Annotated in this window: 17 protein-coding genes; 2 read left to right on the top strand and 15 right to left on the bottom strand. The window is 34.4% G+C overall.

Features of this window, described 5'->3' with window-relative positions; all coding sequences use genetic code 11:
• Positions 1–8: 8 nt before the first annotated feature.
• Together AC37UB_RS09445 and AC37UB_RS09450 are read right to left on the bottom strand one after the other, a co-directional pair.
• Complete coding sequence (locus AC37UB_RS09445) at positions 9–1340, bottom strand: C1 family peptidase (protein ID WP_490685645.1); 1332 nt, start codon at positions 1338–1340, stop codon at positions 9–11.
• Between the two features lie 24 nt (positions 1341–1364).
• Positions 1365–2783, bottom strand: coding sequence for an APC family permease (locus AC37UB_RS09450; RefSeq protein ID WP_117973885.1), 1419 nt, complete (start codon positions 2781–2783; stop codon positions 1365–1367).
• Between the two features lie 837 nt (positions 2784–3620).
• On the opposite strand from AC37UB_RS09450, the gene AC37UB_RS09455 reads away from it, so the two are divergent.
• Positions 3621–5192, top strand: coding sequence for an Nramp family divalent metal transporter (locus AC37UB_RS09455; protein ID WP_490685646.1), 1572 nt, complete (start codon positions 3621–3623; stop codon positions 5190–5192).
• Positions 5193–5283: 91 nt separating this feature from the next.
• On the opposite strand, the gene AC37UB_RS09460 is transcribed toward AC37UB_RS09455, so the two are convergent.
• From AC37UB_RS09460 to AC37UB_RS09505, 10 genes are all read right to left on the bottom strand, one after another.
• On the bottom strand, positions 5284–6147 hold the full coding sequence (locus tag AC37UB_RS09460; protein ID WP_233519208.1) for an SDR family oxidoreductase: 864 nt from the start codon (positions 6145–6147) through the stop codon (positions 5284–5286).
• Positions 6148–6301: 154 nt separating this feature from the next.
• Positions 6302–8809: a sigma 54-interacting transcriptional regulator gene (locus tag AC37UB_RS09465; protein ID WP_117973889.1), complete on the bottom strand. Its 2508-nt coding sequence runs from the start codon at positions 8807–8809 to the stop codon at positions 6302–6304.
• A gap of 178 nt (positions 8810–8987) precedes the next feature.
• The gene (locus tag AC37UB_RS09470) at positions 8988–9812 is read right to left on the bottom strand and encodes a PTS system mannose/fructose/sorbose family transporter subunit IID (RefSeq protein WP_079346344.1); all 825 of its coding nucleotides are present in this window, start codon (positions 9810–9812) and stop codon (positions 8988–8990) included.
• Positions 9809–10618, bottom strand: coding sequence for a PTS mannose/fructose/sorbose/N-acetylgalactosamine transporter subunit IIC (locus tag AC37UB_RS09475; protein ID WP_241699602.1), 810 nt, complete (start codon positions 10616–10618; stop codon positions 9809–9811). Before AC37UB_RS09475 ends, AC37UB_RS09470 begins: the two co-directional genes overlap by 4 nt.
• A 12-nt stretch (positions 10619–10630) precedes the next feature.
• Positions 10631–11128 carry a PTS sugar transporter subunit IIB gene (locus AC37UB_RS09480; protein WP_241699601.1) on the bottom strand — a complete coding sequence of 166 codons (498 nt, stop codon included), beginning with the start codon at positions 11126–11128 and terminating at the stop codon, positions 10631–10633.
• Between the two features lie 11 nt (positions 11129–11139).
• Complete coding sequence (locus AC37UB_RS09485) at positions 11140–11556, bottom strand: PTS sugar transporter subunit IIA (RefSeq protein ID WP_117973893.1); 417 nt, start codon at positions 11554–11556, stop codon at positions 11140–11142.
• Positions 11557–11742: 186 nt separating this feature from the next.
• Positions 11743–12708, bottom strand: a complete 966-nt coding sequence (locus AC37UB_RS09490; protein WP_241699600.1) for a tRNA dihydrouridine synthase — start codon at positions 12706–12708, stop codon at positions 11743–11745.
• A 321-nt stretch (positions 12709–13029) separates the two neighbouring features.
• Positions 13030–14142 carry a lactate oxidase gene (locus AC37UB_RS09495; protein ID WP_241699599.1) on the bottom strand — a complete coding sequence of 371 codons (1113 nt, stop codon included), beginning with the start codon at positions 14140–14142 and terminating at the stop codon, positions 13030–13032.
• Positions 14143–14187: 45 nt separating this feature from the next.
• Entirely contained in the window at positions 14188–14895 is a 708-nt protein-coding gene (locus tag AC37UB_RS09500) for an LrgB family protein (RefSeq protein WP_241699598.1), read from the bottom strand.
• Positions 14885–15298 (bottom strand): CidA/LrgA family protein, encoded by a 414-nt coding sequence (locus AC37UB_RS09505; protein WP_490685647.1) that lies wholly within the window; start codon positions 15296–15298, stop codon positions 14885–14887. The genes AC37UB_RS09500 and AC37UB_RS09505 overlap by 11 nt, the downstream gene beginning before the upstream one ends.
• A 173-nt stretch (positions 15299–15471) precedes the next feature.
• On the opposite strand from AC37UB_RS09505, the gene AC37UB_RS09510 reads away from it, so the two are divergent.
• Positions 15472–16377, top strand: coding sequence for a LysR family transcriptional regulator (locus AC37UB_RS09510; RefSeq protein ID WP_490685648.1), 906 nt, complete (start codon positions 15472–15474; stop codon positions 16375–16377).
• 128 nt (positions 16378–16505) lie between these two features.
• Here AC37UB_RS09510 and AC37UB_RS09515 read toward each other — a convergent pair whose 3' ends face one another.
• The 3 genes from AC37UB_RS09515 to AC37UB_RS09525 all read right to left on the bottom strand — a co-directional run bounded on the left by AC37UB_RS09515 (position 16506) and on the right by AC37UB_RS09525 (position 18958).
• Entirely contained in the window at positions 16506–17006 is a 501-nt protein-coding gene (locus tag AC37UB_RS09515) for a GNAT family N-acetyltransferase (protein WP_490685649.1), read from the bottom strand.
• 16 nt (positions 17007–17022) lie between these two features.
• The gene (gene hemH, locus AC37UB_RS09520; protein ID WP_490685650.1) at positions 17023–17967 is read right to left on the bottom strand and encodes a ferrochelatase; all 945 of its coding nucleotides are present in this window, start codon (positions 17965–17967) and stop codon (positions 17023–17025) included.
• A gap of 67 nt (positions 17968–18034) precedes the next feature.
• Positions 18035–18958, bottom strand: a complete 924-nt coding sequence (locus AC37UB_RS09525) for a LysR family transcriptional regulator (RefSeq protein ID WP_490685651.1) — start codon at positions 18956–18958, stop codon at positions 18035–18037.
• Positions 18959–19072 lie beyond the last annotated feature (114 nt).

Raw genomic sequence — 19072 nt, forward strand, 5'->3', positions numbered from 1 at the left:
ATAAACGCTTAGGCAATTGGATTCATAGGATTCCAAAATGGTAATTCGACAGGTTCTGTTACTAAGGCTTGTTTTAAATTTTCTGTTAGATAGTCTTTTTTCACAACGACTTCAAAGACAAATTCATCCATCCATTTGTCATCCATCACACAGTAACCTTGGTCACCGATTTTTTCTCCCCAACTATTTTCTACTTTCCATTTAGTTGGCATATCATCCACAAGGTTTACACCACCAATTACCATAGCATGTGTTGGTAAGCTTTCTTTGTAGTTAAAACGATCGCCTTTTGTCATTGAAAAATCCATGTTGAATAATTCTTCAAATTTATATAAATCATGAGACATGATCCCTTTTTGACGATCAAAATGTTTTAACACATCACAACCAAACCAAACTGGTTCACCAGCTTTTAGTTGTTTGATTGTGGCTTGTTTTAGCTCATCCATTTCAATGTTTAAATAACGGTTTGGTGTGCCACCTACCATGTTTCCTGATAAAGCCACTTCGTAAACTTTACCAAAAGGCATGTTTTCAGCTGGAACGTTGATTAATCCAACATAGTCCGTTACATCAATATCAATGTAGTCAGTGTAAAGTTGTTGAGGTGTTAACCCATGGTAAGAAGTGTATTTTTTGTCTTTATCTCTGAATGTAAAGTCAATTGTTTTTGGTGGTGTCCCTAAAGCAATTGATAATAGTCGGTAAACTTCAGATAAACTTTTTTCAATGTAATCATTGATGGTGGATTCTGTCGCATTATCTTTGACAAGTTGTCTTAACTCAACAGCGTCACGTCGTAATTTGCGATTTAACATCGTATTTAATTCAGCTGATGTAACACTACAGCTAGAGTCGTTCATTTCATAAATTGGTACGACACCATATTTTTCTACTAATGAGATGATTAAGTTCCAATCGCCACCATCTTGTTGCGGTGAGTTGATTAAAAATTGAACGTCGCGACTAGAAATAGGTTCATTCGCTGTATTAAGAATATTTTGATAGAAGTAATTCGCTTTTTCTAATTTGTCATAGAAGAATAAGTAGTTTTGTGATAATTCAAAGTTTTCAATGTTGTATTGTTTTTCTAATTGGAAACGAATGACATTTAAACAAGCAAACATCCAACAGCGGCCACTTTGATTTTGATTAGTCACTTTATGTGAGTCAATATCAATCGAAAAGTTAAAATTCGCATCATCAATTGCACGAATATTTTCAGATGCTTTAAAAATACCGTTTGTTGTAGCTGCTGTTTGGGCGATTTCATTTGCTCTGTCACCTGTAAAAAGTTCTTGCATATGATTAATTTGATCAAAAGTTAATTCGTTTGTCATAATAAAACACTCCATTCAGTTAATTTATTTTGTTGATGCATGAGTTGGTGCACTTTGAGTAGTGGTTGCTACTTTGTCAGCCAATTTAGTTGTTGCTTGAGCGACTTTACCTTTTGGTGCTTGTGGTGCAGATGGTGAGTCTGGTTTATTTTTGATACTTGTGTAATACATGATCAACCCAACGACAAATACACCGATGATTAGTAATAAAACATCTAATCTAAAATTAGTTAATAAATACATTGAGATAACCAACGCAATAATTGGAATGGTATCTCCTCCCTTTAAAGAGAACCCATTATTTGGAAATTGTTTTGTATGTTTAAATTTAATCACGGCTAAAATTGATGGAACATATTGGATAAATGATGCTAACACAATGGCCGCTACTAAGAAAATATAACTAAATGATACTAAGAAAATACTGATAATCATCGTAATAATGACCGCAATATAAGGTGCATCATTTTTATTTCTTTTACCAAAAGCTGAAGGTAAAAGGTTATGTTCTGTTGATAAAGATGCAGCTAAAACTGGTGTGTTAAATGATACGGCAAAAGCCACGCCAAAAATGGAAATAATCATACCAATGACAATCAGTACATATGCCCAATGACCAATAGAAGCGTTTAGTGCTTGAGCAATAGGAATATCAAATTTTGCAATATTTGGTCCTAAGATACCAATCGCTATTGCTTGTACTAACACATAAATAATAGTCACACTAGACATAACGGCGATTAATGCTTTTGGAATATTTTTTTCTGGGTTGTTCATTTGTCCAGCTGCTACTGGGATAAATGAAAATCCAGTGAACATGTAAAATACGACACTAAAGGCTTGACCAAAGTGACCAAAGAAGCTACCTGTTGTTTTAACACTTTCAGGAACAATAGGGGTAAAATGTGCTGTTTTAATAAAGAACACACCGACAACAAGGAAAAATACCAAAGTAGCAATTTTAATAATTGAAGACACGCTGTTGATTTTTTTAACAATACTTGTACCAAAAAGATTGATAATACTTAATAGAACTATCATACCAATTGGAAAAGCATATTTTGCAATTGGATTATCTAACACGGGATACATGCTTTTTAATGTTCGATGTAAGGCAACAGATTCTGCTGTAAATGTCAGACATCCTAAAAACCACGAAAATAAGCCAATTTGAAACCCAGTAAATTTACCAAATGCGTTATACGAATAAAGCCATGCTGCTCCTGATCCAGAAAATCGACTTGATAAATCCGCATAACATAATGCAACCATACTCACTGTTAATGCTGCAGTAAGAAGAACCAGAATACTCATTACCCCAATATTTTTATAAATTTGTTGCGGTAATAAGAACGCTCCTGACCCGACAATTGCATTGATACCTAAAAAATAAATTGATGTAAACGTCAACTTTTTATTAGGCGTTGCTGTTTTCGCACTCATGACATATCATCTCTCCTCTTCATCCATTTCTCATGAATTCGTTTTTAATATTGCTTGTGAGTAAATCATAACTCTTTTTTTTTTTTAAAACAATCTTTGATACATTAACAACAAAATAATCATATTAAATATTATTTTTAGATAAATTCAATACCTTTATGAATTAAAAGTAAATTATTTATGGATTATCTTTTATTTATTTGTAATCAGTTAGTGAATGTTACGTTCTAAATAAGAATAGAATGCTTATTTTTTTTGCCTTACTCATTCTTTATTCATCATTTCATCATATATATTTTTTTCGTCAAAAAAATAACTAACTTATTTCAATGTTTTGTATAAAAAGGCTTTTTATATACTAATCTCAGTATCATTAGATAATTAATTCATCATAACTTTATAAACTACTCATTTTATTGCAAATAAATAGAAAAAAATGAGGCTGGCCCAAAAGTAATTTATTAAGTAAAAATCACCAAACTAATAAAACAGAAATCCCATGAAATCAATATTTTAATAAATTGATTTCACGGGATTTTTTCTATTTTAAGACTTCTGGGTCAGCCTCATACCTATAATTTTATCACTTCATTAGTTTTAGCCAATGAGGTTGTATCTATGCGATACCATCATAATTAGTCGATTATATCGTTCTTTCTTTATAGATTATAAAATAACCGAAATAGGGTGTTGATTATAATTAAAAAATATTCTCACCTTTAATGAACTGTCTTATGTCCTACTATTTCTCAGATGTCAATCTTTCAATAAACTTTACTTTCACATTTGCAGGTTTAAGTGTATGATATGTACAGAAAAAACTAAAGGAGGGGTAAAATGAGTGAACCTCATAATAATCATGAACCTCACAAACTAATGGCCCATACAAATGGACGCTCTTTAGAAGAAATAAATGGATCAGTTGAGGTGCCTGTAGGAAAAGGATTTTGGCGAACATTACTCGCCTATTCAGGACCTGGAGCGTTAGTTGCTGTTGGGTATATGGATCCAGGTAATTGGTCAACATCCATTACAGGTGGACAAAATTTTCAGTATCTATTGATGTCTGTCATTTTGATGTCTAGTTTAGTTGCTATGCTCTTGCAATACATGGCTGCTAAGTTAGGGATTGTCACCCAAATGGATTTAGCCCAAGCGATTCGTGCTAGAACAAGTAAAAGACTGGGAATTGTCTTATGGATTTTAACTGAGTTAGCTATTATGGCCACTGATATTGCTGAAGTTATTGGAGCCGCAATTGCCTTGTATTTACTGTTTGGTATTCCACTGCTCTATGCCGTACTTATTACTGTATTTGATGTTTTGCTATTATTGCTTTTAACAAAAATAGGGTTTAGAAAAATTGAAGCGTTAGTTGTCTGCCTAATTTTTGTCATTCTTTTTGTTTTTATTTATCAAATTGCCTTATCAAACCCATCATGGGGAGCTGTTTTTGAAGGCTTAATTCCTACTAAGGACACCTTTGCTGACTCACCAAGAATCGGAGGACAAACACCTTTAACTGGTGCACTAGGAATTATTGGGGCAACGGTTATGCCACATAATTTATATCTGCATTCAGCGGTATCTCAAACAAGAAAAATTGACCATTCTGATGAAAATCATGTCGCTGAAGCCGTTCGTTTTTCGACTTGGGATTCAAATATTCAATTGACTATGGCATTTTTTGTCAATGCCTTACTGTTAATTATGGGGGTTGCGGTATTCAAATCAGGAACGGTTAAAGACCCGTCATTCTTTGGTTTATATGAAGCGTTGTCAGACCCTAATACTTTAAGTAACGGACTTCTTGTCTCTGTTGCCAAATCTGGTGTCTTATCCACTCTTTTTGCTGTCGCACTTTTAGCATCAGGACAAAACTCTACAATTACAGGAACGTTGACTGGACAAGTCATCATGGAAGGATTTATTCATATGAAGCTTCCAACTTGGTTAAGACGTCTAGTGACACGTTTAATTTCAGTCATTCCCGTTATTATCTGTGTCATGATGACAAGCAAAAAAGGGACATTAGAAGAACACGAAGCACTTAATAATTTAATGAATAATTCTCAAGTCTTTTTAGCATTTGCTTTGCCTTTTTCAATGATTCCATTACTCATGATGACTAACAGTGAAGCTGAAATGGGACATCGCTTTAAAAATAATTGGCTCGTCAAATTTTTTGGTTGGATTTCAGTTATTGCATTAACCTATCTAAATTTAACTGGACTGCCAGGACAAATGGAAGCTTTCTTTGGAGATGAACCATCAGCTAATGAATTAACCTTCGCTCATGGTATTGCTTATACACTTATTATTGGTGTCTTACTGCTTCTTGCATGGACCATATGGGATTTATATAAAGGAAATAAACGAATTATCGAACAATCCCAAAAAAAGATTTAATAAATACCAATTAATTTAAAAGAGATCTCTTCCAAGTCATAAATAAAAACCCCTCAGAATGTATTTTCCACACATTCTGAGGGGTACTTTTTTAACCGTTTAATACTGCTCCACCATTAACATGTAAACATTGACCACTCATGTAACTACTATCTTGGTTTGAAGCTAAAAAGACAAAACTAGGTGCTACCTCATAAGCTTCACCACAACGTTTCATCGGTGTATCTAACCCAAATTTTTCATGAGTCATGCCCTTCATTGTAGCGGGGATAAGTGGTGTCCAAATTGGACCTGGCGCTACGCAATTTACACGGATTTTTTTCTTAATAAACTCTTCACGCACTGATAATGAACGAGTATATCCTACAACAGCACTTTTAGTTGTTGAATAAGTCAATAAATAAGGATGTCCACGATAAGCATTGACAGACGCGTTATTTATAATAGCTGCTCCTTCATTGAAATATGGGAAAAGGTATTTTGTAAAATACATAAAACTATAAATATTTGTCGCAAATTCACGTTGAACTTCGGCTTCCGTAATATCAACGATACTATCACGTTCATGCTGTTCAGCAACATTATTAACTAGTATATCAATTGATTTAAACTTATCGATAAAGTAATCAACGGCTTCTTTTACAACATGTTCATACCCAACGTCTCCCTTGTAAAGATAAACAGTTGCACCTAATTCTTCTGCACGTTGTTTTACTTGTAACGCATCAGCATCATTTTCATGATAGACAATTCCAATATCTGCCCCTTCATGTGCATACGCTATAACAACAGCTGCTCCGATTCCACTATCTCCACCTGTGACAATCGCTTTTTTTCCTTTTAACTTATTCGCTGACAAGTAATTAGGATTTTCAACCAACACTTCTGTTGACATGAATTCATTACTGTCTTTTTGATGATAATCTTCTTTAGGTGTTCTTAATTTATGTTCCAATGATATCTCTCCTTTTCTAAACTAACGTTAGTAAAAAATACACTCATTGTTTTAATATAACTACAATTTGAATACTATCATAAAAAAAGTATTTTTGTTAAATGATAAATATCAAAAAAACAAATAATATATAAATATTACACTTAAAAACTGATTAACTGGCAATAATTTCGTGTAAGACATATAATTCCCAATCAGAAATACTAATGCGATAAAAATCTTCAATAGAGGATAGTAAGTCTTTTATATTCCCATAAAAATAGTTATCATTTATTTTTAACTGCGATAAATCTGTTGGCACAGGATAATCAACTGACCCTAAAATCGTACGTTCAATCATCAATGCTAAATGCATCGTCAAATTAAATTTAATTTTGACGTTAAATTTAATGCCAAAACGTCGCTCACATTTTTCGATGATTAGCTCTACTTGTTTAATAATGATTTCCGGATTTAAGAAATTTAATTTTTCAGATAGACCTTCTTTTGAGAAGAAATAAATACATTTATTCGTCAAATCGGTCATGTATTTTTCGTGAATGGTATTACGAAACGTATATTTCATGGCTTGATGTTCAGTATCTTCATCTAAAATATCCAATAAATTAACGGAAGACACAGCTGTTTTATTATCTAGATAAGACGTTGTAATAATGAGTTCTGTTGTATCAAGATAACCTTTATCTGAGTTTTCACGATCTAAAATATCGAGTAATTCATTAAAATGCATCACAATGATTTTTATTTCTGGATTAATAAACGGTTCGAATAATTTCTTCAGTTTTTTGGCAATATCATAACCCAAAATACTTGAAATAATAACATTGCGGTCATTTGAAAATCCCTCAAAATACTGAATATCTGTGATAAATTTTTGTTTAATATTTTTTGTGATGTCATAAAAGGTATGATGATTCAGTAGTTGTTGACCAATTTCCAGTGCAAATGACGTCGTAAGATTATTAACAACCAATAATTCTCCCATAATCTCTGGTTTTAAACTCTTATAAAAATGAACCAATGAGCCCATATCTACCAACATAATGACCCCTTCAGAAGTATCTCGCTCAGAAAGCCACGACTTCACTTCTAATACAATGTCTTTAATGGAGGCATCAAGTGGCATGTTAATTGCGTCAAACACATAATTGCCACATAATTGATTGGACACCGCTTGTATACTACTTGCTGTCGTATCACCATGAGCAACAAGTAAGGCATGATAAGCAATTTCTTCTTTTATAGACCCTATTAAAAATAAACTCAACAAAAAACGTGCTTCTTTTTTATATTCAACGGGTAGTTTAGACGTAATTTTTTTAGCAAAAAGTGCCGTACGTGGATAGTCCATACTAATCATTTGTTTTATTGGTTGATGATCAAACTTGATACAATCTTTTAGTAATAGGTATGTAGTTAGTTTTTCAAGATAAGGTGTCACACTATCTACTTTACCCATTATTTGTTTAGTATTAGCAAGTATTTTTTCTCTAATTTGTTTTAAAACATAGGTTTCTCCACCAAAATCATCTTTGAATAGCGGAAAACCCAGTAGCGTTTCTCGTAACTCTAATACATCACTCGTGGAATGTAGTAGCACATTTAGTTTTTCTACCCTCTCTGTTGACACATCCACTAGTTGATTAAGTGGTTCATCATAAATCACTTTCACCACATCATCATGATTATCCCCTATGTAAAGTACGTCTTGATCCTCTTGATAATGAAGTGCATCAGCACAATATAACTTGACCTTATTGGCTAATTGTCCAATATTCCCTGACATTTTTTCATGTAAAAAGTGATCAAAAATCAAACGATCAATCACCATGTCCTTTTTCAACAATTTGGCTTCTTTTAAAAATAAAACTCTTAAAATCGTCTCTCGCTCTTGTAATGGCCGTAGATGATAGTCTGCTAACTCCAATACAGCTGAGATACGACGTAAGAAAGTTGGTAATAATACCTCTTTAGGATCTTCTGTTGTCGCAAAAATCAAGCGAACGTTAGCTGTTTCTATTTTATCTTCCTCCCCAATTAAGCGAAACTGACCTGAATCCATAAACTGAAATAATTTTTCTTGATTTTCATATGACAAACGATGGACTTCATCTAAAAATAAAATACCGTTGTCTGCTTTACTAAGTAACCCTTTTTTATCTTTGTCAGCACCTGTATAAGCCCCTTTTTTATGACCAAATAAGGTGGAAGACAACAATTCAGGATTATTCGCGTAATCCGCACAGTTAAATACCACGATATTATCTGAGCAATTCGCCTGTTGTTGATTAAGGTAATCAAAAATCAAGTGTGCTAAATAAGTTTTCCCTACCCCACTATTTCCATGAATTAAAACAGGTAGCCCTTTTGGTGGATAAGACATCGCAGCTTTACAGATTTTTATCATAGATTTGGCACTACCTTTACTGCCAATAAATTGTTCGAACACATCTTGTGACGTATGGTACTCGTGACTAGTTAGTCGCCAAACGATTGGATATGTTTCACTTTTAATAACCTCTTTATCTTTGGCCAACTCATTTAAATATAAACTCGTGACTGAGCGACTTAACCCAATTTTTTTAGCTAATTCAGTTGTCGTAATCCCACCTTGTTCTTCTCCTATACCTTGAAGCAAATGTCTTCTAGTCGACTCCTTCATTCTACCAATCCTCCTACATACTAAAAAACGCATGGCACGTATTGCCCATGCGTTTCACTCTTACATACCGATAACATAACGACACACAACTACTTTGCTTGTTAAATTTTAGCATAGTTTACCTGATTAATGTGTCATGATTTATTACCAAAACCCTATGTATTGTGTAATAAATTGATTAACAAATACCAAGTAACCCTAAAATAATTCCAAGAATCATAATGCCAAACATCACAACATTGATATTTACTTTTTTACGTAATAACCAGAACGTAATCAATGTCACAGTTAATGGCACAATCCCTACAAATAGTTGATCTAAGTAATCTTGAATTTTAATTGGATCAGAACCACTGACTGTTACTTCTAAAATCGTTTTGAATTTTACAGTTGAAGCAGTCATACTTCCCATCATCAGTAACCCAACCATACTAGATGCTTTAGTTAGTATTTTCATACCGCCACTTTCATATAGTTTTTGAATGAAGTTGGCCCCAACAGAATAACCTGTATAAAGAGCATAATAATGAATAATAAAAGCCGGAATATTGTAAAGGGCTAAGAAAACGATGGCTCCCATAACTGATCCAGTACTGGCAATTGAAATCCCAATACTTGCAGCAATGACACGTAAAATACCCCAAAAGAATGAATCTCCGATACCTGATAAAGGTCCCATCAATGATGCTTTAACAGCAGTGATTGAGCTTGCATCAAAATTCTCATCTTCACTATTTTGTTTTTCCATTGAAGTCACAAGACCCATAATAAAGTTATTAATATGCATGGTAGCATTAAACCACGTTGTATGACGGACAATCGCGTCTGCTCGTTCTTCCTCTGTTTTGTAGTAACGATTGATGACTGGAAGTAAAGTATAGATAACGCCTAACGCATGGTATTGTGTCGCTCCTGTACGACTGGCATTCATTGTCCATGAACGCCAAAAGACTGAGCGCATCATTTTTTTATCTTCAACTGACATATCTTGTTTTAGTTTCATGCGAAAAAGTCCTCCTCTTCTTCTTCTTTACTCATTTCACCACTGGCAACTTTTCCTTGTGTAGTTGGTAAATTCATCATTTGTACATCACGTTGAACCATCATCACACAAATCACAATTCCAACAGCCGCCACCGCAACAGCTGGTAATTTCAAGTAAGCTGTTAAAATAAACCCTAATAAGTAAAAGACAGATAATTTATTGTCCCAAAGCAATTTCATCAACATCGCAAACCCAACAGCTGGTAATAAGCCACCTGCCGCACTCAAACCATTCATCACATTTTGAGGAATGTTGTTTACCATAACGGCAACAGGTTCACTTCCAAGTAGGACCCCAACAAATGAAATCGCGGCAATAATAAAGTAATAGAAAATCCATGTCCCATAATGTAGTGCCACAATTTTTCGTTGATTATTTTCACGTGCAACACGATCCAGCATTGGGGCAAAAATATTCATCAAAACATTTTTCAAGAACATCACCACAAACGCTGCTAACATCCCAATTGGAATGGCTAGTGTAATTGCCGCTTTTTGTTCAACGTTTGCAATAATCGCGAATGTTGTCGCAAGGGTTGTTGCTGTCACTGGTTCGGCAGAAATCACGCCACCAATATTCACATTTCCCATAAACACGGCTTCAAGTGCTGCTCCCATCAAAACACCTGTTTTTAAATCTCCCATCAATAGCCCTGTTACCAGTCCAACAACTAACGGACGTTCCAACATACTTTGACCTGTTAAATAGTTACCAGCAAAACAGATAAACACACTAAGTCCTGCCATAAGTGCATGCATTAACATTTTTTATCCCCCTTAGACATTTTTCAATGCTTTTTTCAATTCTAATTTTGGATTAGTCGGTAAAACTTGATTGTAGCTATCCACCTGTTCTAACTCTGATAATTCTTTGGCAGCCGTTAATTCATCTGGATTAAGTAACACGCTTGGAAAAATCGTTGTTTTGTCTTTTGGATCTGATTTATCAAAACGACCCGCATTTGCTACGTTCACTGTTTCTACAGCATCGACGTGTTGTGCAATTTTATTCGCATCAGACACACAGTTCACAATCACAAACATGCGTTTATCTTTCCCGCGAGGGTCATTAAATAATTCAATCGCATCATCTACTGAACGAACTAACAACTTCATCCCATTTGGTACAGCCATTTTTAATGTCATTTGCATCACTTGATTTTTTGCCGCCTCATCATTTGCTACTACTAAAAGTGGGGCATTTAATTCTTTTGTCCATACAACTGCTACCTGTCCATGGATTAATCGGTCATCTACTCTAATTTGTGTAATCATCTTTTCTCCTCCTAAAAAATATCGTCCTCTTCTTCTATTGTGGTTGAAACCAGTTGAACCTGTGATTCTTGAATTGCAGCTAATACCTCTTCTTTTGACAACATGCCAGTATTTTCATGGAACATAATGGATAAAATAATAGCTAAATTTGAATTTGATACCAACATGATATTGTCTTTCCCTGACGTCATAATTTCTGCTGCGATTTTTTGATTCACACTTCCACCATATAAATCTGTGAATACAATTCCCTGACTATCTTCACTAACCTCTTGAATAAATTGTTGAACTTCCGGTGTGTAATCATCATCCGTGACATAAGCATCTATTACTTGGACGTTGTCTCCACTACCTGTTAAGATGTTCAACGAGTTTTGTAACCCACTAGCAAATTTGCCATGTGTGGCAATTAAATAACTTCTCTCCATTCTTTTCACCTCTTCACTTTTATATAAGCAAGTATGATGCCAACTTTCAAAACAATAGAATGCGGTTACAAAAGGCTTTTAGGTAAATTATACTGTTTAAACACTTTTCTTTTTTCCTAAACAACCTAAACACTTAAAAAAGACACTGTTTCTTAAAGTTAAGAAACACTGTCTTTTAATGATTATTTAATTATCTTTTTGAAAAAAGGTATCCAATAAGGCACGTACTTCATCTGTTGATTTGGTATTCATCAAACTAACACGTAAATCACTGGCTCCTGGAAAGCCTTTAACATAAATTTTAAAGAATCGATGCAAACCAACAATGGAACGTGGCACTTGTTTAGCATACTCATCTTGTAAGTCTAATTGAAGTCTCAATAGCCCTAATAAGTCTTCTGTTGAATGATTTTTAGGTTCTTTCTCAAAGGCATAGGGATTTTTGAATATCCCTCTTCCTATCATGACACCATCCACACCATATTTTTCGACTAACTCAAGCCCCATCTGTCGATCAAGCACATCACCATTAATGGTAATGAGTGTATCAGGAGCAATCTCATCTCTTAATGCTAATATTTCTGGAATTAATTCCCACTTAGCAGGTACTTTACTCATTTCATCCCGTGTTCTTAAATGAATCGACAAGTTAGCGATGTCTTGTTTTAAAATATGTGCCAACCAATCAATCATCTCATCTTGCGAATGATACCCTATACGTGTTTTCACACTAACTGGTAGTCCACCTTCTTTTGCTGCGGCGATTAATTCAGCTGCTACATCTGGACGTAAAATTAATCCACTGCCTTTCCCTCGTGTGGCCACATTAGGAACCGGACATCCCATATTAATATCAATGCCTTTAAATCCCATCTCTTTTAATTCTTTACTCATCTGTCTAAAATATTCTGGATTATCTCCCCAGATATGTGCCACAATAGGTTGCTCGTCTTCTTCAAAGACTAATCTCCCTTGAACACTTTCTTTACCATCCGGATGACAAAAACTATCCGAGTTAGTAAATTCGGTAAAAAATACATCTGGTGCTCCTGCCTTTTTCACCACATGACGAAATACCACATCCGTCACATCTTCCATCGGAGCTAAAATAAAAAATGGCTTTGGTAAATCTTGCCAAAAATTGGTTGTCATATCAGTTTCTCCGTTCTAAATCCTTTTACTAAGTCACTTGGTATTATACTAATAATGATAGAAAGACGCAAAGCAGAAAACTCCCTTCCGAATTTACACTAGATAAATACACCATAAGTCTGATATATATATTTCAACCTATCATCTATCATAAAATTAATAAAACAACAACATTAATTTAGTTAACGTATATTCCTGATTTAAAAAAATGAAAGTAATAGCTCTTATCATTATACTGAAACACACCTACCTAAATAAAATTTTAATAATAAAAAACCATCTACCTAATATAACTTAGTTAGATGGTTTAAAGTGCGTATACTATTTTTTCATATCATATAATCGTGCATGTTTGACATCTTCAATTGTTTGTGTTCCTGCTAATTGCATCACACGTTTTAAGTCTGTTTCAAAGTATTCTAAAACAGATTTAACACCTTTCCATCCACCTAAAGCCAAACCAAATAATACTGGACGACCTAGAGCAATGATATCTGCTCCACTTGCTAGTGCTTTAAAGATATGCTCTCCACGACGAACACCACTATCAAATACGATTGGCACACGTCCTGCTACAGCTTCTGAAATGTCAGCTAACACTTCAAACGAGCCTGGCGCATTATCTAATTGACGTCCACCGTGATTTGATACCCAAATACCTGCTGCTCCAGCACCAATTGCTAATACAGCATCTTCTGGTGTTTGCACTCCTTTAACAAATACTGGTAAACCAGAGTACTCCGCAATAAACTTCACATCGGCTGGTTCAATTTTTTGTTTTGATTGAGCGTAAATGTTATTTAGTGACATGTTTTCTCCAGAACCTGTTAAGTAACGAGAAACAATTGGCATACCAAATGGGTAAACAAATTTATTTTCTAAGTCACGTTCACGGTTACCACTCAATGTTGCATCTGCTGTTAAAATAATGGCTGTTGCACCATCTGCTTTTGCTTCATCTAGGATGTTTTTATTCATCTCTTCGTCTTTACTCATATAGATTTGGAACCAACGTGTATTACCATTTAAACCAGCATCAATTTCTTCAAACGTCGCACCAGAATAAGCGCTAATTGACATAATGGTTCCACCGAATTCTGAAATTCCTTTAGCTGTTCCTGCTTCTTTTGTTGCATGAGCTAATCCGTGAGCTGCAATCGGAGCCATAATAAATGGTACTTTCAAGTCATGTTCGAAAATTTTTGTTGAGGTATCTGGGTGTTCGACGCCAGCTAATACACGAGGTAAAATCCCTTTACTTAACCATGCTTCGTCATTACGTTGTAGCGTAAATTCTTTTCCTGAACCACCTGAAATATAGTCAAATCCACCTTTAGGAACGACTTTACTTGCTGCTTCTTCTAATCTATATGTACTAATTACGTCGATTTCTTGCTCAATTGTTGGTGCGTTATATGTTTGTTGTTCTGTCATGTTTTTTCATCCTTTTTAAACGTTTTTTTAAGTGTTGTTTTCTAATTAAAATAAAATATTGGTGACTGGTACAGTAAATGGTGCTAATGCTACGACCGTTAACCCTGTTACCACGATTGAAAGGCCAGACATTGCGCCTTGAACCTCTCCCAGTTCAATTGCTTTTGCTGTTCCCATAGCATGAGATGAGCTACCTAGTGCGACGCCTTGAGCCACTGGATCTGTGATGTTAAACCATTTAAAAATCGTTGGTCCCATCATGGCTCCAATAACCCCTGTAAATACTACTACCGCAACCGTTAATGAGACAATACCTCCTAATGAATCCGATACACCCACAGCAATCGCTGTCGTAATAGATTTTGGTATCAATGTTGCGCCCATCTCTCGTTCAAATCCAAATAACAAACTAAACGCATAAATCATCATAGTGTGAAAAATAACACCGCTAAAAATCCCGGTTAAAATCGCTGGATAATATTTTTTCAAATACACGAAATTTTGTTCTAACTTAATGGCTAACGCCACTGTTGCTGGTGTGACAAAGAGGCTTAAAAACTGTCCACCTTTTTTATAAGTATCTAGTGGAATATCCATAAAAACGAGTATTAAAATAAGCGTGACAATCGCAAATACTAATGGTGTAAATAAGGGATTCTTTGGCCATTTCTCTTTTAATTGTCCTGCTAATAAATACAAGCCTACTGTCAAGCTAATCCATAAAAACGGACTTTCTAACACATTAGATAACATCAACTTCCACCTCAATTTCTTCAAGAGAATCTGTTGTATTTGTTTGCGCTTTCAATTCTTTGGACTTAATAGCTTGGACAATGCGTCCAACAACCCCCATCATTAACATGGTGGTAATCGCCATAATAACAAGTAATTGCCACCATGTATTGGCTAGCACGCCAAAGTTTGACATCAACCCAACACCGGCAGGGACAAAAAAGATTCCCATATTATTTGTTAACCATGTTCCCACTTCATTGACTTGATCCATCTTAATCCATTTGAAATGAAGAGCACAGAATAATAGCACCATACCAATCACACTTCCGGGAATTGCGATTAATTGGGATAGTAAAGCAGATATCACTTCACCTATTAATGAAAATAAAAAAATCCAAAAAAGTTGTTTAATTTGCTTCATAAAAATCAACTCTCTTTCGTTTTGTAAACGTTTTATTAAGACTAATATAGCATGAGAACCATTCTTTGGATAATATTTTTTGCTTATGGTATTATAACTATTACTTATGTAAATAGCGTTTATATACATTTTACTTATGAGTGTTTTTTCACAATGTTTGAAAGGGGTTTCTCATGAATTTAAAAGATTTATTATACTTTAATCACTTAGCTCATACACTTAGCTTCACAGCAACAGCCGAACACTTTTACGTTTCTCAGCCATCTATTTCAATGGCTATAAAACGATTAGAAAACGAACTAGATACCGTTCTAATTGATAGAAAAAGAATTCACAAGAAGCTTAGTTTGACTGAAACCGGTGACATTTTATATCGTTATTCTCATCAAATTTTAAAGTCAGTTGAACAAGCTGAAGAAGAGATTCATGATTTTAAACATCAAATCGTCTATTTTGGTTTCTTACCAACAATCGGTGGATATTTTATGTCCCACCTTTTACCTCATTTAGAGAAATTTTCTTCCTCAATGAAATTTATTGAAGAAGAAAGTTCCGACACGATGTTAGAACTAGTTAAAACTGGTAAGGTTCCTATTGCGATTATTGGGAGTGACGAACCAACATTCAACGATAACTCACTCATCCAAATTCCTTTAAAACAAGAAGACATGGCTTTATGGGTTTCAAAAAGTAACCCTCTTTCTACCAAAAAAAAAATCTCCCCTACAAGTTGTAAGGAAGATGTGTTTATTTCACTTGAGAAAGGCTACATGCATCACCGTATTTTTGATGACTGGGTTCGCTCTCACCATTTAAATTCTATTCAGACGATTTACACAAAAGAAATTCAAACAGCACTTTCTATAACTAGCTCTACAAACATGATAGCCTTTTTAAGTGATATTTTAGTACGAGATCACTCAGGATTAGTTAAAGTTGAAATTGATCAACCCCCACAAATCTACATAAGTCTTATAGTAAATAAACACATTCATCAATCTAATACATTTCAGACAACATTCAATCAAAAAATTATTGATTTAACACAAGAATTTGGAAAGCCTTTTAAAGTGGAGTAACTACTATTCTTAAATAAACCGTATTCTTACAAGTATAATAACACTCACAATAGGGCTCATACCATCAATGACAACCCAATTCATAAAAATCGTATGGTGGATCAAACCCATGCGATTTTTATTATTTATCAATGACTAAATATTCGCCCTAATATATCCAAACTATACAATTCATCATCCATATTGGCTATACTAGGTAAATGTGCCCAACGTTCAAACCCATTTTTAAAAAATAATTTTTGACTGGCTTCATTATGATGAAATACATATGCCATGACAGTTGTGACTTCACAGTTCTCTAATTGTGAAAATACCCAATCTAATGCTTGCTGTCCTAATCCTTGTCCTTGATAGTTTTCATCTATATACAAGCTAATTTCAGCCGTCGATTTAAATGCCGGCCTTCCATAAAAATCTTCCAAGGCTACCCAACCTACGATATTATTTTCTATTTTCATCACCCATATTGGACGTGTCGTCTGATTATATGACTCAAACCAAATGATTTTCGATTCCACAGTTACAGGAGATGTATCAGCTGTTGAAATACGTGTTGATACAGCTTGATTGTATATATCTATAATTTTTGGTAACTCTTCGTGTACGGCATATGAAAATGTTACACCCATAAATAACCTCCTTCTATTACTTGTTTATTATGTCTTTAACAACTTCCGCAAAAGCCATATCAGCATTAAACGGTGGTAGATAAATAAACTCCTTACCACCATTTTCTAAAAAGTATCCTTTATTTTCTTCTTCTAATTCTTCTATCGTTTCCAAACAATCTACCACAAACCCTGGTGCGACAACTAGTACATTTTCTATCCCTTGATTTGGTAAATCTTTTAACGTCACATCTGTTGCTGGTGTTAGCCATTCATTTGGTCCAAATTTTGATTGATAAGTCTGAATAAACGACACATCACCCCCAACTTTTTCTTTGATTTTTTGCGTCGTTATCTCACACTCTTTGGGATAAGTATCCCCATCTGATACATATGAAACTGGAATACCATGATAAGATAACACGACTGCATCAACCTTATGATGCAACAAGCTTTCTTTGATTTTTTCAGCATAATAGGAAATATATAACTCATTATCAAAATAAGAGCGAATAAATCGCATCGTGATAATCTTGTCCGTCCCAATAAAATATCGCATTACATTATCAAAAACGGATCCCACTGTTGTACCAGAATATTGTGGATACATTGGTATAATCGTTAAATCTTCTACTCCTTTTTGAAGCAAACTATCTAATGCTTGCTCGATTGTTGGCTCACTATAAGACATCCCTATCTCTACTTCCCAATCAGGAAATAACTTAGACACATTATCCCGTTGAGCCAATGTATAATTTAATAACGGAAATCCTTCGTTCGTCCAGATGGATTGATATAACTCAGCCGATTTTTTAGGTCGCGTATTTAAAATAATTCCTTGTAAAACAGGTTGCCATATTAGTGGATGCGTCTTAATAACTCGTTTATCCGATAAAAATACCCGTAAGTATTTTTTTACTTCCTGTGGTGTTGCTTCTTTTGGTGTCCCCAAATTAATTAACAAAATCCCTCTCTTTTTCATTCTCATTCCTCCTAATTAATGGTTAATAGTCTAACATACCTTCGTTTTATTCACACAATTTTTATCATTATTCATACACATCGAAACCAAAATGTCTTATGTGTTGTTTTAACAACTCAATATATGTTTGCGCCACTTGACTTAACTCAATTTTTTTATGGCGTAAATACCCTAACGTCATCGTTTCATCCACATCAAGTGGAATCGCTACTATCTTTTCATCATTTAGCTCACTACTGATGATTCCGGAACTAATCGTATATCCATTCAACCCAATCATTAGATTAAAAATCGTTGCCCGGTCACTAATTTGAATATGCTTTTTATGTGGGAGTGTACTAAGTATCTCTTCAGAAAAATAAAATGAGTTTGTTTCTCCTTGTTCATAGGATAAATAGGGATATTCTTCCAAATCTTCTAAAGATAATCGCGATTTTTTAGTTAATGGATTATCACGTCCAACAAACACATGGGGTTTGGCATCAAAAAGTGGCACAAACATCAAATCTTTTTCTGAAATCAATCGCTTTAACACTGTCTTATTAAAGTCATTCAAATAAATCACACCTAGCTCACTACGAAATGTCTGAACATCATTTAGTGCATTTTCCGTAATGGTCTCTCGTAAAGTAAAGTGATATTCATCTTTACCGACTTCTTTTACCAATTCGACAAACGCGTGTACAACAAACGCATAGTGTTGTGCAGATACACTAAATGTTCTCTTACGGGCTGTATCTTGTTTAAACCGTCCATTCAACAAATTCACTTGGTCAAGCACCATACGAGAATAATTCATAAACTCTCGCCCTTCACTCGTTAAGGTAATCCCCAGCTTACTACGGTAAAACAATTGAATATTATACTCTTTTTCTAGTTCTTTCATCGCTTGTGATAAGCTTGGTTGACTGATAAACAACTGCTTAGCAGCTTCATTAATAGAACCTGTTTCCGCTATTTTTTCTAAGTATTCTAACTGTTGGATGCGCATAGCGACCTCCTTATGTTATAGTTTTTACCTATTATATCACTAAATTATTCTATATTATCTATTTTTCTTTAATCTTGCTACAATACTTTCAACACTTAAAAAACGGAGGGATTA

The organism is Vagococcus changpingensis (assembly GCF_058211775.1).

What these genes read in the sequence shown, in the direction of transcription:
- AC37UB_RS09480 (WP_241699601.1), bottom strand. Translation starts at nt 11,128, where the DNA reads ATGATTACACAAATTAGAGTAGATGACCGATTAATCCATGGACAGGTA.
- AC37UB_RS09475 (WP_241699602.1), bottom strand. Translation starts at nt 10,618, where the DNA reads ATGTTAATGCATGCACTTATGGCAGGACTTAGTGTGTTTATCTGTTTT.
- AC37UB_RS09510 (WP_490685648.1), top strand. Translation starts at nt 15,472, where the DNA reads ATGAATTTAAAAGATTTATTATACTTTAATCACTTAGCTCATACACTT.
- AC37UB_RS09455 (WP_490685646.1), top strand. Translation starts at nt 3,621, where the DNA reads ATGAGTGAACCTCATAATAATCATGAACCTCACAAACTAATGGCCCAT.
- AC37UB_RS09500 (WP_241699598.1), bottom strand. Translation starts at nt 14,895, where the DNA reads ATGTTATCTAATGTGTTAGAAAGTCCGTTTTTATGGATTAGCTTGACA.
- AC37UB_RS09495 (WP_241699599.1), bottom strand. Translation starts at nt 14,142, where the DNA reads ATGACAGAACAACAAACATATAACGCACCAACAATTGAGCAAGAAATC.
- AC37UB_RS09515 (WP_490685649.1), bottom strand. Translation starts at nt 17,006, where the DNA reads ATGGGTGTAACATTTTCATATGCCGTACACGAAGAGTTACCAAAAATT.
- AC37UB_RS09485 (WP_117973893.1), bottom strand. Translation starts at nt 11,556, where the DNA reads ATGGAGAGAAGTTATTTAATTGCCACACATGGCAAATTTGCTAGTGGG.
- hemH (WP_490685650.1), bottom strand. Translation starts at nt 17,967, where the DNA reads ATGAAAAAGAGAGGGATTTTGTTAATTAATTTGGGGACACCAAAAGAA.
- AC37UB_RS09470 (WP_079346344.1), bottom strand. Translation starts at nt 9,812, where the DNA reads ATGAAACTAAAACAAGATATGTCAGTTGAAGATAAAAAAATGATGCGC.
- AC37UB_RS09490 (WP_241699600.1), bottom strand. Translation starts at nt 12,708, where the DNA reads ATGACAACCAATTTTTGGCAAGATTTACCAAAGCCATTTTTTATTTTA.
- AC37UB_RS09465 (WP_117973889.1), bottom strand. Translation starts at nt 8,809, where the DNA reads ATGAAGGAGTCGACTAGAAGACATTTGCTTCAAGGTATAGGAGAAGAA.
- AC37UB_RS09525 (WP_490685651.1), bottom strand. Translation starts at nt 18,958, where the DNA reads ATGCGCATCCAACAGTTAGAATACTTAGAAAAAATAGCGGAAACAGGT.
- AC37UB_RS09445 (WP_490685645.1), bottom strand. Translation starts at nt 1,340, where the DNA reads ATGACAAACGAATTAACTTTTGATCAAATTAATCATATGCAAGAACTT.
- AC37UB_RS09450 (WP_117973885.1), bottom strand. Translation starts at nt 2,783, where the DNA reads ATGAGTGCGAAAACAGCAACGCCTAATAAAAAGTTGACGTTTACATCA.
- AC37UB_RS09505 (WP_490685647.1), bottom strand. Translation starts at nt 15,298, where the DNA reads ATGAAGCAAATTAAACAACTTTTTTGGATTTTTTTATTTTCATTAATA.